The 13,863-nt window shown below is 64.0% G+C and carries 11 protein-coding genes, 2 pseudogenes and 1 riboswitch; of the genes and pseudogenes, 7 read left to right on the top strand and 6 right to left on the bottom strand.

Annotated features, from left to right (window positions below):
* The first annotated feature begins 169 nt into the window (after window positions 1-169).
* Together AC07YZ_RS19745 and AC07YZ_RS19740 are read left to right on the top strand one after the other, a co-directional pair.
* The gene (locus AC07YZ_RS19745; protein ID WP_494795991.1) at window positions 170-1,102 is read left to right on the top strand and encodes a phospholipase D family protein; all 933 of its coding nucleotides are present in this window, start codon (window positions 170-172) and stop codon (window positions 1,100-1,102) included.
* A 392-nt stretch (window positions 1,103-1,494) separates the two neighbouring features.
* Window positions 1,495-2,139: pseudogene (locus AC07YZ_RS19740) on the top strand (ATP-binding protein); the annotation flags it as partial.
* On the opposite strand, the gene AC07YZ_RS19735 reads toward AC07YZ_RS19740, so the two are convergent.
* Window positions 2,128-2,538: a double zinc ribbon domain-containing protein gene (locus AC07YZ_RS19735; RefSeq protein WP_494795990.1), complete on the bottom strand. Its 411-nt coding sequence runs from the start codon at window positions 2,536-2,538 to the stop codon at window positions 2,128-2,130. The pseudogene AC07YZ_RS19740 and the gene AC07YZ_RS19735 overlap by 12 nt on opposite strands.
* A gap of 182 nt (window positions 2,539-2,720) precedes the next feature.
* On the opposite strand from AC07YZ_RS19735, the gene AC07YZ_RS19730 reads away from it, so the two are divergent.
* The 3 genes from AC07YZ_RS19730 (at window position 2,721) to AC07YZ_RS19720 (ending at window position 4,636) form a co-directional block, all read left to right on the top strand.
* The gene (locus tag AC07YZ_RS19730; RefSeq protein WP_226490838.1) at window positions 2,721-2,996 is read left to right on the top strand and encodes a DUF2164 domain-containing protein; all 276 of its coding nucleotides are present in this window, start codon (window positions 2,721-2,723) and stop codon (window positions 2,994-2,996) included.
* Between the two features lie 97 nt (window positions 2,997-3,093).
* Window positions 3,094-3,663, top strand: a complete 570-nt coding sequence (locus tag AC07YZ_RS19725; RefSeq protein WP_494795989.1) for a chalcone isomerase family protein — start codon at window positions 3,094-3,096, stop codon at window positions 3,661-3,663.
* A 55-nt stretch (window positions 3,664-3,718) separates the two neighbouring features.
* Window positions 3,719-4,636, top strand: a complete 918-nt coding sequence (locus AC07YZ_RS19720; protein ID WP_494795988.1) for a D-hexose-6-phosphate mutarotase — start codon at window positions 3,719-3,721, stop codon at window positions 4,634-4,636.
* Window positions 4,637-4,685: 49 nt separating this feature from the next.
* On the opposite strand, the gene AC07YZ_RS19715 is transcribed toward AC07YZ_RS19720, so the two are convergent.
* The 4 genes and pseudogenes from AC07YZ_RS19715 to metH all read right to left on the bottom strand — a co-directional run bounded on the left by AC07YZ_RS19715 (window position 4,686) and on the right by metH (window position 9,064).
* Window positions 4,686-5,105 carry a hypothetical protein gene (locus AC07YZ_RS19715; RefSeq protein WP_494795987.1) on the bottom strand — a complete coding sequence of 140 codons (420 nt, stop codon included), beginning with the start codon at window positions 5,103-5,105 and terminating at the stop codon, window positions 4,686-4,688.
* A gap of 156 nt (window positions 5,106-5,261) precedes the next feature.
* The gene (locus AC07YZ_RS19710) at window positions 5,262-5,972 is read right to left on the bottom strand and encodes a hypothetical protein (RefSeq protein WP_494796017.1); all 711 of its coding nucleotides are present in this window, start codon (window positions 5,970-5,972) and stop codon (window positions 5,262-5,264) included.
* A 12-nt stretch (window positions 5,973-5,984) separates the two neighbouring features.
* A pseudogene (locus AC07YZ_RS19705) lies at window positions 5,985-6,152 on the bottom strand (double zinc ribbon domain-containing protein); the annotation flags it as partial.
* 98 nt (window positions 6,153-6,250) lie between these two features.
* On the bottom strand, window positions 6,251-9,064 hold the full coding sequence (gene metH / locus AC07YZ_RS19700; RefSeq protein ID WP_494795986.1) for a methionine synthase: 2,814 nt from the start codon (window positions 9,062-9,064) through the stop codon (window positions 6,251-6,253).
* A 25-nt stretch (window positions 9,065-9,089) separates the two neighbouring features.
* Window positions 9,090-9,213, bottom strand: a riboswitch (S-adenosyl-L-homocysteine riboswitch).
* Window positions 9,214-9,294: 81 nt separating this feature from the next.
* Here metH and AC07YZ_RS19695 point away from each other — a divergent pair.
* Together AC07YZ_RS19695 and AC07YZ_RS19690 are read left to right on the top strand one after the other, a co-directional pair.
* Window positions 9,295-10,896: a sigma-54-dependent Fis family transcriptional regulator gene (locus AC07YZ_RS19695; protein ID WP_494795985.1), complete on the top strand. Its 1,602-nt coding sequence runs from the start codon at window positions 9,295-9,297 to the stop codon at window positions 10,894-10,896.
* A gap of 89 nt (window positions 10,897-10,985) precedes the next feature.
* Entirely contained in the window at window positions 10,986-11,204 is a 219-nt protein-coding gene (locus tag AC07YZ_RS19690; protein ID WP_494795984.1) for a hypothetical protein, read from the top strand.
* Window positions 11,205-11,538: 334 nt separating this feature from the next.
* On the opposite strand, the gene AC07YZ_RS19685 is transcribed toward AC07YZ_RS19690, so the two are convergent.
* A complete protein-coding gene (locus tag AC07YZ_RS19685; RefSeq protein ID WP_494795983.1) occupies window positions 11,539-13,491 on the bottom strand; it encodes an AAA family ATPase in 1,953 nt (650 codons plus the stop codon).
* Window positions 13,492-13,863 lie beyond the last annotated feature (372 nt).

The raw sequence follows: 13,863 nt of genomic DNA, 5'->3' as shown, positions 1-13,863 counted from the left end.
CAGTCGAATGAGAAAGGCGAACGTCATTTTTCAGCCGGCAGTGTGCCGTGTAATATGACACAAGAGATTCTGGATCTTTGCCGTGCGTGGTAGTTTTCCTTGAGCCGAAAATGTGTTATCCCGATCCGATGCGGGCACATAAGGTTCTCGCCTCATACTTGGGTGGCTAATGATGTTCTTGAACTCAGGAAAGAAAATAGCGGAACAAATTCAGGTTCTCATCAATGGAGAGGTCACTGATCCAGTTAGGTTGGCTGTCGCTTTCTGGGGTGCTGGCGCGGACTATAAGCTACAAGGTGCTTGTCAAGTAATTTGCGACTTGGAGTCAGGCGCATGCAATCCCGAAGTGATACGCAAAATTCGCAAACGCAACAATTGCGTAGTTCTGAAGCTATCAGGGCTTCATGCAAAGGTGGTAATTAGCTCTGCTGGTGCGGTGGTTTCGTCGGCAAACATGTCATCCAATGGCCTGGGTGCAGAGGGCGCCGATCCAAGCGGAACAATTGAGGCGGGATATTTTGTGTCAGCAACTCAGCCAGACTACAAGGAAATTGTTGCGTGGTTTGATGAAATTTGGAGAATGGCAACCGAAATAACAGAACTTGATCTTGCTCGGGCAAAGAAAAAATGGGATTTCCGAATCCAAGATGTACCTATCTCATTCTCGGTGAAGCCGGAGCCAGAAATCTCCACTTTTGATATTGATCCATACAGTTTGTTAGAGGAAAGGATCGACGTCAACGATAGGCTTCGTGCGGTAAAGCAAGATGTATTTAGTCGACTTAAAGGTGCACTCCCTGATGTTGAGCATCGTCGGCTGGGGAAGATTGCGACTTGGGCATGTCATCTTCTTCTTAACCGTGCAGGCATTTTGTTAGAACACTCTGCCGGAGACAGGGAAGGATCGGGGTTGGCGACAGATCAATGGATTGTGGATAGGTTTGGAAAACAGAGAAAGAATGAAACTGTTGTGAAGGTTGAAATACTTTTGACTGCAATTTTTCGGGATCCATTCTTCTCTGCCGACGTTAGGCGCGCCGCGAATCAAGTGCTGTCAGCCCCTCCCTGGACTGAAACCAATTTACCCTGTGGCAAGGAATGAAGGGCAACTTCACCGTATAACAAACGTTAACGAAGTCCAACTGGCCGACCGCAAAAGGTTGGTACCACCAGTCGCGCTGCAGGGAAACAGTCGTCGGAGTATCGAGACAACTCGGCAGCGACCCGAGGTCAGCTGTACCTCGCATAGCTGCCGCCCGGGCCAGCGCTGGGGGCCGAATCGAGCGTCGGCTTGATGGGGATGCCGAGAGCGCGCCTGACGGCGGCGACCGGCTCCAATCGCTGCATTTCAGACACGTTGGTCGCACGCCTAACCTCCTGAAACTGGAGAGACAAGAAACTCGTGGTAGCAGCCGCGCAACCGCACTTCAGCCCAAATCACCAAAGTTGCACTACAACTTTGGTGATTTGTTAGCCTAACTTTGAATGTGCCCACCGGGTGAAATCTCGCTGGCGCACCACGGCGTGCTGTTTCTGGATGAATTGCCGGAATTTCCCCGCGCCGCGCTGGAGGCCCTGCGCGAACCGCTGGAAAGTGGCCACATCCGCATCTCGCGGGCCGCCATGCAGAGCGAGTTCCCGGCGCGCTTCCAGCTCGTGGCCGCCATGAACCCCTGCCCCTGCGGCTTTCTGGGCCACCCCACCCGGGCCTGCCGCGACACGCCCGACCAGATCTCGCGCTACCAGGGCAAGCTCAGCGGCCCGCTGCTCGACCGCATCGACCTGCACGTGGAAGTGCCGGCCCTGCCCTCCGACGACCTGCTGCACGGCGCGCTGGGCGAGAGCAGCGAAACGGTGCGCGAACGGGTGCAGACCGCGCGCGACCGCGCCCAGCAGCGCCAGGGCCACACCAACCAGGCGCTGGCGGGCGCGGCGCTGGACGAACACCTGCAGGCCGACGCCACCGCCCTCAAGTTCCTCAACACCGCCGCCGCCCGGCTGGGCTGGAGCGCACGCAGCACCCACCGCGCCCTGCGCGTGGCGCGCACCATCGCCGACCTGGCGGGCAGCGATCTGGTGGGGGTGGGCCACGTGGCCGAAGCGGTGCAGTACCGGCGGGCGCTGCGGTCAGGGGGTTGAGGGCCCCGCGTCCGGCGCCACGAGCGCCACCCTCGGCGTTGCCGGCGCGGCTTTCTCGCGGTTCGTGCCGAACCACCAGCCGCCCGCCGCCGCACTCGCCAGCACGAGGCCCACCAACACGAGCCGGCCGGCGTTCGGCCCCCGGGCCACGGGCGCGGCCTTGCGGCTGGGCGTCGCCAGCGCGGGGAGCAGGGAGGCGCGGCAGGTCCGGCAGGCCGTGGCGGCCAGCGGGTTCTTGGACTGGCAGGCCGGGCAGGTCTGCAACAGCCCCGCGGCCTGGGTGGGGGCCTGGGGCTCGTGGCGTGGGGCCGAGGGCTTGGCCCCCAGCGGGGTCCCGCAACCTTGGCAGAACCGCGCTCTGTCCCCGTTTTCAGCCCCACATGCTGCACACACCGCCATGAATCACCTGTCGTTTGAACCGTTCCTGCAGGGTTTCTAGCACCGCCCGGCGCCGCGGCCCGCCGCCGGCCCGCAAGCGGGCGTGGCGCCGGGATGGGCGGTTGAAACGCCCGCGGACGGCGCCAAAAAGGAGAACCAAAGCGGGATACTCGGAACCCGCACGCCACCCGGACCCGACCACCATGAGCATCGAACTCTCCAAAGAAGCCCGCCAGCAGGCCACCACCTCCATCGAGCGCTATTTCCGCGAACACATGGACGAGCCCATCGGCAACGTGGCCGCGGGCGGGCTGCTGAACTTCTTCCTGAAGGAGATCGGCCCGAGCATCTACAACCGGGCCGTGGCCGACGCGCAGGAGCGCCTGCTGGGCCGGGTGCAGGAGCTGGACATCGAGGTGCACGAAGACGAGTTCGGCTACTGGAAGGCGGCCAGCCGCCCGCCCCGCGGCCGCGGCTGACGCCCAACGGCGGCGCCTGGGCACCGAGCGGGCGCCCGCACTGCCCATACTTCACCCCCGAGACCCTATCCCCAACCACAACAACGGAGACAACCCGATGAAGCCCTCCTCCCTGCTCCAGCTGATACTGGCCACGGCGCTGCTCGCCGCCACCAGCGTTTCCGGCGCGGCCACCGCCTTTGAAAAAACCACCACCCTGGCGGGCAGCACGCTGGTGATGAACGGCACCGGCACGCGCTACAAGGCGATCTTCAAGGTGTACGACATGGCGATGTACCTGCCCGCCACCGCAAAGACCTCCGAGGCGGTGCTGGCGCTGCCCGGCCCGAAGAAACTGAGCTTCGTGGCGCAGCGCAAGGTCTCGGGCACCGACCTGGGCCTGGCTTTCCTGCGCGGCCTGAAGGACAACAACCCGCCCGAGCTGATGCGCAAGCACACGCTCTCGACCACGCGCCTGATCGACATCTTTTCGGGCAAGAGCCATGTGGACGAGGGCCACACCTTTGCCATGGAGTTCGTCCCGGGCAAGGGCACGCAGTTCTTCATCCAGGGTGTGGCCCAGGGCGATGCCATCGACGACGCGGAGTTTTTCCAGATGGTGCTGCGCATCTGGCTGGGCAACGACCCGGTCGACATGCGTCTGAAGGAAGGCCTGCTCGGCAACTGAGCGCCAGCTTCGAGCGGTGGCGCATGCCGGCCGCTTCCGCCCCCCAGGGACTCCCATGACACTCGACCACCTGAACGCCGCCCACGCCATCCCCGATCAACTGGCCTTCATCGCCGGGCCAGGCGGCCTGCCGCTGATCGAGGTCCACAACGCGCACGCCAGCGCGCAGGTGTCCCTGCACGGCGGCCAGGTGCTGCGGTTCCGCCCGCACACGGCCAGCGCCGACCTGCTGTTTGTGAGCGAGCGCGCCAGGTACCAGGTGGGCACGGCGATCCGGGGCGGCGTCCCGGTGTGCTGGCCCTGGTTTGGCCCCGACCCCGAGGGCCTGGGCCGGCCCAACCACGGTTTCGCGCGCACAAGGCTGTGGTCGGTCGCTGGCACCACCGCCCTGCCCGACGGCGCCACGCGCATCGCGCTGGCGCTGACGGACACACCCGACACCCGGGCGATCTGGCCGCACGGTTTCCAGCTGATGCTGGAGATCACCGTCGGCCCGAGCCTGCGGCTGGCACTGCTGACCCGCAACACCGGCGGCCAGCCGTTCACCACCACCCAGGCGCTGCACAGCTACCTGGCGGTGGGCGAACTGGCGCGGACCGCCGTGGCCGGGCTGGACGACTGCCCCTACCTCGACAAGGCGGCCGGCGCCTCGGGCGCGTTGCGGCAGCAGCTGGGCGCGGTCACGTTCACGGCCGAGGTGGACCGCATCTACACCGGCGCCCCCGCCGCTTTGAGCGTGCAGGACGGTGCCGGGCAACGCACGCTGCGCATCCGCAGCGAAGGCAGCCGCAGCGCCGTGGTGTGGAACCCCGGGGCCACCCTGGCGGCCGGCATGGCCGATCTGGCGGACGACGAATACCAGCGCTTCGTCTGCGTGGAAACCGCCAACGTGGCGGACGACGCGGTGACGGTGCTCCCGGGTGGCGAACACCGGCTGGTGACAGAGATCGGCTGGCAGGCCGGCCTGGGCTGAACGCGGCGGTGCAAGGAATCGGAGGCGGAACGAAGGCCTTCCAGCCCCCTCAATTCACCCCGTCCAGGGCCTTGTTCAGATCGGTGCTGATGTCGAGCCGGGCCGGCCACCACTGGCCGTCGCTGCTCTTGTAGAAATAGGCGCTCCAGATCAGCGGCGTCTGCGGGTATTTGCCCAGGTACATCAGGCGCATGAGGGAGGGGGCGAGGCTCCATTCCCGCACCTTCTCGAAACCGCTCGCGGTGCCCAGCGTGGGCAGCACGGTCTTGAGCTGTTGCTGCATCATCAAAATCTGCGGCATGGCCACGCTGGCCCCCGGGCTGGGCCGGAAAAACGCCTGCACCGCCGGCTCCACCCCCTGTTGCTCCAGCTGGAGCAGGAAACCTTCCATCTGCTCCGTGGGCGTGGCCGCGCGGGCCACCGCCGCGAACCACAGCAACGCGGCCCCGATCACCATGCTTTTTTTCATCGCTTGACCTCCCTGGTCTTGTCCGTTGTGGACAGCTGCATGGTAGCGATTCGGGCCCACACCACAAGCCCAATCGGGGCGCCCGCCCCGGGGAGGGACGTCACGGACCCGTTCAGCGCGAACGGCCCGCGCCGCCAGCCGCGCTTTGCAGGGCGATCAGTTGTCCAGCTTGCGGCGGCTCGCTTCTTCCATTTCGCGGAACCGGACGCAGATCGGGTCGCGGGCGAAAGACGGTTTGCGGCACTCGCGGATGCGGCACAGGTCGCGCGCGAAGAAGTTGGTGCTGCCGGCGCAGGCCAGCTCCACCGTGGCGGCGGACGCCGCGGGCGGCGGAGTGGTTTCGGTTTTCGCCTCGGCCGGTGTCGCCGTGGCGGGTTGCGGCGACGGTGCCGGCGCAGGCGTCGGGGACGCGGCCGCCGCCGCGGTGGCTTCGGCGCGGCGCCGGGCCTGCTCGGCGCGCCGCCGCTGTTCCGCCGCCATGGCCGCTCGCTGCTGCTCCAGCGCGGCGGAGCGGGCCTGGTCCTCGCGCTCCAGGCGCTCCAGCGACAGGCGCAGGCGCTCGGCCTCCGAGAGATGCGTCTCGCTGCCCGGCGCCGTTGAGGCCGTGGCGAGGTCCGGCACGGCCGGTTCGGGGGCGGGCACCGGGGCGGGCGGCGCCGGTTCGTTCGCGGAAGCGGCGGGCACTGTGGCCTCGGGCGTGGCGGCCAGCGAGGCCGGGTCGCTGGTGTTGCTCAGTTTCCACCAGGTCCCAAGGCTCGCCAGCACCAGCACGACCCCCACCAGCAGAACGCCTGCGCGCTGGCGGGTGCCGCTCCCGGGAAGCTCGGGCATGGGGTGGTAGGCCACCGACGGCGGAACCAGGGGCACGCCGCAGGCCTGGCAGAACCGGGCTTTGGCCGGGTTGCGCACCTTGCAGGTCGGGCAGATGTGTTCTGGAAGCGCGCCGCCGCGCGTCGACGCGGCCTCTGGCGGCAATGGCGCAGCGCAGCCCCTGCAGAACTTCGCCTTGTTCCTGTTTTCTGTTCCGCAAGCCTTGCACACCGCCATGATCTACCCGTCACTTGAAGTCTGGGCACTTTCTAGCACAGTGCGCCGATGCTGTGTCCCCGCAGGTGGTCGAGCGGGGGAATCTCCCATACAAACGGTTACAAGTTGGGCCCGAGCCAGCGCCGCAGTTCGCTGGCGGCCACGCCGCTGCGCTCGGCCAGGTCCTGCACCTGGTCTTCCCCGATCTTGCCGACGTTGAAGTAGCTGCTGTCCGGGTGGCTCAGGTAGAAGCCGCTCACGCTGGCCGCGGGCGTCATGGCCAGGCTTTCGGTCAGCGCCATGCCGATCTCGTCGGCCTGCAGCAGCGCGAACATGGCGCGCTTGACCGAATGGTCGGGGCAGGCCGGGTAGCCCGGTGCGGGGCGGATGCCCTGGTATTTCTCTTTGATGAGGTCTTCGCTGCTGAGCGCCTCGTCGGCCGCGTAGCCCCAGAGGTCGGTGCGCACGCGGTGGTGCAGGCACTCGGCGAAGGCTTCGGCCAGGCGGTCGGCGAGCGACTTGAACAGGATGGCCGAGTAGTCGTCGTTGGCGTCCAGGAACTGCCGCTCCTTCTTGTCGGCGCCCAGGCCGGCGGTGACGGCGAACAGGCCCACATAGTCGTCGGCCACCCCCTTGGGCGCCACGAAATCGGCCAGGCAGCGGCTGGGGCGCAGCACGCCGTCCACCTCCTGCTTCTCCGTCTGCTGGCGCAGGCCGTGCCAGGTGAGCGCCACCTGGCTGCGGCTCTCGTCGGTGTAGAGCTCGATGTCGTCGTCGTTGACCGTGTTGGCCGGGTACAGGCCGATCACGCCGTTGGCGCTGAGCCAGCGGCCTTCGATGATCTTCTTGAGCATGGCCTGCGCGTCGGCGAACACCTTGGTGGCCTGCTCGCCCACCACCTCGTCGCTCAGGATCGCGGGGTAGGGGCCGGCGAGGTCCCAGGTCTGGAAGAACGGGCCCCAGTCGATGTATTTCGCGATCTCGGCGAGATCGAAGTTCTTGAACTGGCGCTTGCCGATGAATTTCGGCTGGGTGGGTTGGTGGCTGGCCCAGGCGGATTCGGGAGAGCCCTCACCCCTGCCCTCTCCCGCCTGCGGGAGAGGGGGCAAGGCGGGGAGCCACTTGTTGGCGCGCGCCTTTTCCAGCGGCCACAGCGGCACCTGCTTCTTGTTGGCGTGCTGGGTGCGCACCCGGTGGTAGTCGGCGTTGAGCTCGGCGATGTACTTCACCCGGCTGTCGCCGATCAGGCTCTGCGCCACGCTCACGCTGCGCGAGGCGTCGGGCACATAGACCACCGGGCCTTCGTAGTGCGGCGAAATCTTCACCGCCGTGTGCACGCGGCTGGTGGTGGCGCCGCCGATCAGCAGCGGAATGCCCTTCTCGCGGAAGTGCGGGTCCTTCTGCATCTCGCCGGCCACATACTGCATCTCTTCCAGGCTGGGCGTGATCAGGCCGGACAGGCCCACGATGTCGGCGCCCTCTTCCTTGGCCTTGGCCAGGATCTCGTGGCAGGGCACCATCACGCCCATGTTCACCACCTCGAAGTTGTTGCACTGGAGCACGACGGTGACGATGTTCTTGCCGATGTCGTGCACGTCGCCCTTCACGGTGGCGATCACGATCTTGCCCTTGGGTTTCACGTCCGCGCCCGCGGCCTGCTGCGCCAGTTTCTCGGCTTCGATGTAGGGCAACAGGTGGGCCACGGCCTGCTTCATCACACGCGCGCTCTTCACCACCTGCGGCAGGAACATCTTGCCCTGGCCAAACAGGTCGCCGACCACGTTCATGCCGTCCATCAGCGGGCCTTCGATCACGTTGAGCGGGCGGCCACCCTCGCGCTCGATCTCGCGCCACATCTCTTCGGTGTCTTCGCTGATGAACTCGTTCATGCCGCGCACCAGCGCGTGGCTGAGGCGCTCGCGGATCGGCAGCGCACGCCACTCGTTCTTCTTGCTCTCGTCCTTGGCACCGCTCTTGGCGGTCTCGGCCACCTCCACCAGGCGCTCGCCGGCGTCTGGGCGGCGGTTCAGCACCACGTCCTCAACACGCTCGCGCAGTTCAGGCTCCAGCTCGTCGTACACGCCCACCATGCCCGCATTGACGATGCCCATGTCCATGCCGGCTTTGATCGCGTGGTACAGGAACACGGTGTGGATCGCCTCGCGCACCGGGTCGTTGCCGCGGAAGCTGAACGACACGTTGGACACGCCGCCGCTCACCTTGGCGCCCGGCAGGTGCTGCTTGATCCAGCGCGTGGCGTTGATGAAATCGACCGCGTAGTTGTTGTGTTCTTCGATGCCGGTGGCGATGGCGAAGATGTTGGGGTCGAAGATGATGTCTTCGGGCGGGAAGCCCACCTCGTCCACCAGGATGCGGTAGGCGCGCTCGCAGATCTCGACCTTGCGTTCGTAGGTGTCGGCCTGACCCTTTTCGTCGAAGGCCATCACCACGGCCGCCGCGCCGTAGCGCTTCACCAGCCGCGCCTGGCGCTTGAACTCGTCCACGCCCTCTTTCATGCTGATGGAGTTGACGACGCCCTTGCCCTGCACACAGCGCAGGCCGGCCTCAATCACCTCCCACTTGGAGCTGTCCACCATCACCGGCACGCGCGCGATGTCGGGCTCGCCCGCGATGAGGTTCAGGAACTTCACCATCGCGGCCTTGCTGTCGAGCATGGCCTCGTCCATGTTGATGTCGATCACCTGCGCGCCGTTTTCCACCTGCTGGCGCGCCACGGCCAGCGCCTGCTCGTACTCGCCGTTCAGGATCATGCGGGCGAAAGCCTTGGAGCCGGTCACGTTGGTGCGCTCGCCCACGTTGACGAACAGGCTGCCCTCGCCGATGCGCAACGGCTCCAGGCCGGACAGCAGCATGGGCGGCACGGCGGCGGCGTGGGACGGGGCGGAAGCGGTGGAATCGGAAACAACGGACATGAGGCTCACCAGGGTTGCGGGCAAAAACTGGTGAGCGCCGTTGGGGGTCTGTACGACCAGCCAGGGCCGTGTGGCCCCGACGTCTCAAGCCTGACACCGGGTGCGGGCATCTGGCCGATGCCCCCGGCGCTGCAGCGCTCCTTGAGAGGGGGTGATTTTAGCCGCCAACGGCGCCAGGCACGGCGCTGGTGCGATGTTTGCTTGTGCTCCCGCCAACCCCTCCCACGCCCATGCCACCCCACCGCACCGACCCCGACACCCCCGGCACCGACTGGCACGCCCAGGAGCTGCTGCTCATGCGCGAGGTCATGAAACTGGTGGGCCGCAGCCTGGCGCCGGCCTTCGTGTTGCGCGAAATGCTGCACCTGATGAGCGAGCTGCTGGGCCTGAACCGGGGGCGCATGGTGCTGGCCGACGAGGCGGCGCCGGGCGCGGAGCGCTCCGCGTCCATCCGCCACGCCTATGGCCTCACCGCCGACGAGGCGGCGCGCGGCGTGTTCCGCTGGGGCGAGGGCATCACCGGCCGGGTGCTGGCCAGCGGCTTGCCCGCCATCGTGCAGGACGTGGACGCCGAGCCACTGTTCCTCTTTCGCACCGTGGCGCGCGCCCAGCTGCCGCCGCAGACCGTGGCCTTCATCGCGCTGCCGATCGAAGTGAACGGCGCCACCGTGGGCGTGCTGGCCTGCCACCGCATCCGCAGCCGCCAGCGGCACCTGAACGACGACCTGGCGCTGCTGCGCATCCTGGCCACGCTGGCCGGCCAGTTGCTGCAGCTGGAGCAGTTGGTGGCCGAAGAGCGGCGCCAGCTGGCCGCGCGCAACGAGGCGCTGGAGCGCGCGATCGACCTGGGCAGCGCGCGCTACGGGCTGATCGGCCGCTCGCCCGCGCTGCTGCGGGCGCTGGGCGAGCTGGAGCGCGTGTCGCAGTCGCAGGCCACGGTGCTGCTGCTGGGCGAGTCGGGCACCGGAAAGGAGCTGTTTGCCCGCGCGGTGCACCTGGCCAGCGGCCGGCGCGACCAGCCGTTCATCAAGGTCAACTGCTCGGCGATTCCCGATACGCTGTTCGAGTCCGAACTGTTCGGCTACGAGCGCGGCGCCTTCACCGGCGCGAGCACGGCGCGTGCGGGCTGGTTTGAGCAGGCCAACAGCGGCACCATTTTTCTGGACGAGATCGGCGAGCTGCCGCTGGCCATGCAGAGCAAGCTGCTGCGCACCCTGCAGGAAGGCACGCTGGTGCGCCTGGGCGGCACGCGCGAGATCCGCATCGACGTGCGACTGGTCGCGGCCACCAACCGCGACCTGGCGCGCGAGGTGCAGGCCGGCGGCTTCCGGCAGGATTTGTATTACCGGCTCAACGTGATCCCGATCCGCCTGCCCAGCCTGCGCGAGCGGCGCGAAGACGTGCGCGCGCTGGCCCTGCATTTCGTGAGCCGCGCCAACCAGGCGCACCAGCGCAACGTCAACCTCGCGCCCGACGCGCTGGCGCGGCTGGAGGCGCACGACTGGCCCGGCAACATCCGCGAGCTGGGCAACCTGATCGAGCGCCTGGTGCTGCTGGCCGACCACACGCTGGTGACGGCCGCGGCGCTGGAGCGCTTCATGCCCGAGGCGCTGGCGGGCGCCCGGCCCGCGCCCGCCTCGGCCCCGATACCGCCGGCCCTGCCCGCAGGCGCCGGGCTGGTGCGCGACTACCAGAGCGCCACGTCACACGACCCACAGACCTTGCAGGACGCGCTGACCCGCCACCAGGGCAACCAGTCGCGGGCGGCGCAGAGCCTGGGGTTGACGCTGCGGCAGTTCGGCTACCGGCTGCGCAAGGCGGGGTTGCGGTGAAGGGCCGACGTGAAAGATGACCGTGAAAGCCCGCGCTCGGGATGTGTGACAGCATCAGCGCTGTTCCCCCAGACTTGACCGAAGCCACCATGAAAACCATTGACGAGATGCTGAACCTGGCATTGCTGACCCCCGATGAGCATCAACAAATCAGCAGCTGGATCGCACAGGCCGACACGCCCGACGAGATTTTGAAGATGCCGCCCTTGCTGTGGCGGGCCGTCGAACGGGCCAGCGCCGTCATGGGCATCGACGAAGACCTGATGCGTCCGCCTGCGCTGGATGCGGATGACCTGGTTTGCCGATAGACGAAGTGCCGAACGGGTTGCGGGACGATTCATCTGCCAAGACGACTGGGGCGAACATGTCACTCATCAGCCAGGAGCGGTCTGTGGACCAAGAACAAGCAATCACTCATGTCCTTCGGTTAATCGACTGTTTACCGTAGTTCCGTCACGGCCACTGAGCGACGGTTATTGCTGGAACCAAAGTTATTCAACGCAAATATTGGGCGAGCTTCGTAGTCGCCGCCCACCCCGATATATGGCGGTGCGGACTTATGAATTCTGTCTGAGCGAACAAGCTGGCTAGTAGCCTGCCACATCTGCAGCCTCTCATGCCTTTAAGCTCGGTGTGGCAGAGCTAGGAGGGCCATACGGAACTTCTGATCTTCTGCAACTCTGGACACATGAGGTAAGTGGAAGGGTACAAGATCTTCGCCTGTTTCTTCAACTCCTTGTGGAGCAAAGACTTGAGTTCGTTGAAGACGATCTTCCCTCTGCGCCACGTCACAGGATCACTGTCATAGTCCTTGAAGGCCGCAGTAGCGAGCTCCCCGGCGTTGTGAGCCGGTCCGCCGTTTCGGGCTCTGATCGCTGCCTCGGTTCTAATATTAACTAGAGCGTTGATCGATTTTTCTCTCGTTGCGGATGTCGCCTCATCGATCAGCTCCTGTGCTCGCGCAGTAGTTAGTTCGGGATTAAGATGTGCAATATGGTTTGCATTGAGAAAATAGCTTTCGACATCGCTTAAGGCTGTAACAAAAGCGTGAGCATCTATCTTGGCGAGATCCTCTTCGATCTTTGCAATAGCGATATCATCCAAGTAGTCACGATCTCGGTGAAGTACAAACCTTACGTTTGGCGCTTTATCCAATAGGAAACTTCGCAAAACCTTGGCAGCGTCGATTTTCGAACAACCTGCATACGGGCGGACATCAATTTTTTGAAGTGGAAAGCTGTTACTGCTCAACACCGCTTTCAGTGCATCCAAAGACTCCTTCTTGCTATCCTCTGTCGCCACTAAACATGTGAATTGACCGTTCGCAAAGTAGTCCACAGAATCCAGCGCGCCTAGCTCCATTAGCATGGCGGGTGTGGATACTGCGTCATAGGCCACCTTCTTACCATTGCTAACCCAAATGACTTGCGCTCTATCTTTAAGTGCGTCCAATACATGTCGGGAGTGCGTGCTGAACAACGCCCGAAATCCTCGATCCTCTGCAAGGGTCGTAATTAGTTCACAAAGCGCTCGCTGGTTGTTTGGATGCAGATGCGAGTCCGGCTCGTCGAGAATAAGGACCTCCGGACGAAAAAGTGTGATGTAAGCCAGGATCTGACTGGCCTGCAAAATCGACGTCCCTGCAGCATCTATCGGTAGACGTGGCATTCCTGGTTGCGTGAAAAACACCTGGATATTTTCGTCGCGTTCTCTGTCAAAATGAATTTCGAATGAGATACCAGGAAACAGCGCTTGCATGTCCTGTTGGAAACGTTTAAGTGGACCTCGAAATCTGGAAAATTCGTAGCCCCAATATGGGACAGGCTTTCCTTCCACCTTTTTCTTTTCGTAATTTTCCCTCAGTCTCTTTTGTAGCTCCGCCCTCTCACGTAAGTCAGCCTCAGAGATCATTAGCAGAACATTCCGGAGCACTAAGTTTGCATCTCCTCGGGCAACAATCCGCCGAACCACACCGGGGGACATATACCGCTCTTCCTTGGCGATCCCGGCGAGTCCAGGCGCATACACGGTAAATGGACGGTCCAAATTCATCAGCCGCTCGCCCACAAGTTTCCCTGAGAGAGACACTGCGATATTTCGGTTTCTGCCCCGCCGAACGGCGACGCGGCACATGCTCCCATCGGACATTACGACCTCTACCTCAATCTGCCCAGCGGCCGCCTCGTACAGCTGCCCTCCGTGCGCTAGTGCGAGCACGTCCGCAATTGGCGAGTAGAGGAGTTGCGAGGGGTTGAAAGACAGTTCGAATTTGTCAGCCCCCCATTTGACGCCTTCCCCAACAAGCTTGGCAGTCTGTGCCACTGAGACAGCGAAATGCAATGCCTGAAGCACACTACTTTTGCCAGAGTTGTTCGCACCAATTAGCACGGCCGTATCGGAAAGGTCAAGCTCGAAGTCTTTTAATTGTTTAAACCGCTTCAAAGCAACCTTAGCAATGTTTGTCACTGGCATCCTCACTTTGTCTTTTGTACGACGGGTATGCGTCGCGCAAATTTCGACCGTGCCTAACAAACGCGCGGCAGCGTTGCAAGGTTGTTTAAGATCATCCGGCCACTTTATCAGCAATGCCCCCAAGTGCTGGAGTGCATCCCTATACAACGTGCATAGGCAGAGGTGCGATCCTACAACGTCGCTCAAATCTGGAGAACGTTCACCTCGCCAGTTTGCACACATAAACCTACCGACCGTTCCTGACACGTTGACCACGCCCGAATGGCTGTAACTTTGCAGGGACCGTGAGCTTGAACGCTGCCACCGCCGACCCAAACCGCTACTTACCAGTTAGTGATCCGGCGCATTGAATACCCGCACCGAGTCGAACCCGGCCTTGACCTCCCATTTGCCACCCAGGTCCACTGCAAACCGCAATACCGCCACTGTGTTGACATTGTGTCAACACAGTGGCAATCGCCCGCAGCGGCGATCCTCAGCGCAATCTTGCGAAAA

It is taken from the genome of Hydrogenophaga sp. GW101-3F08 (genome assembly GCF_059424585.1).
Note: the sequence above shows the minus strand (reverse complement) of the source record. Positions and strands in the feature narration are given on the sequence as shown.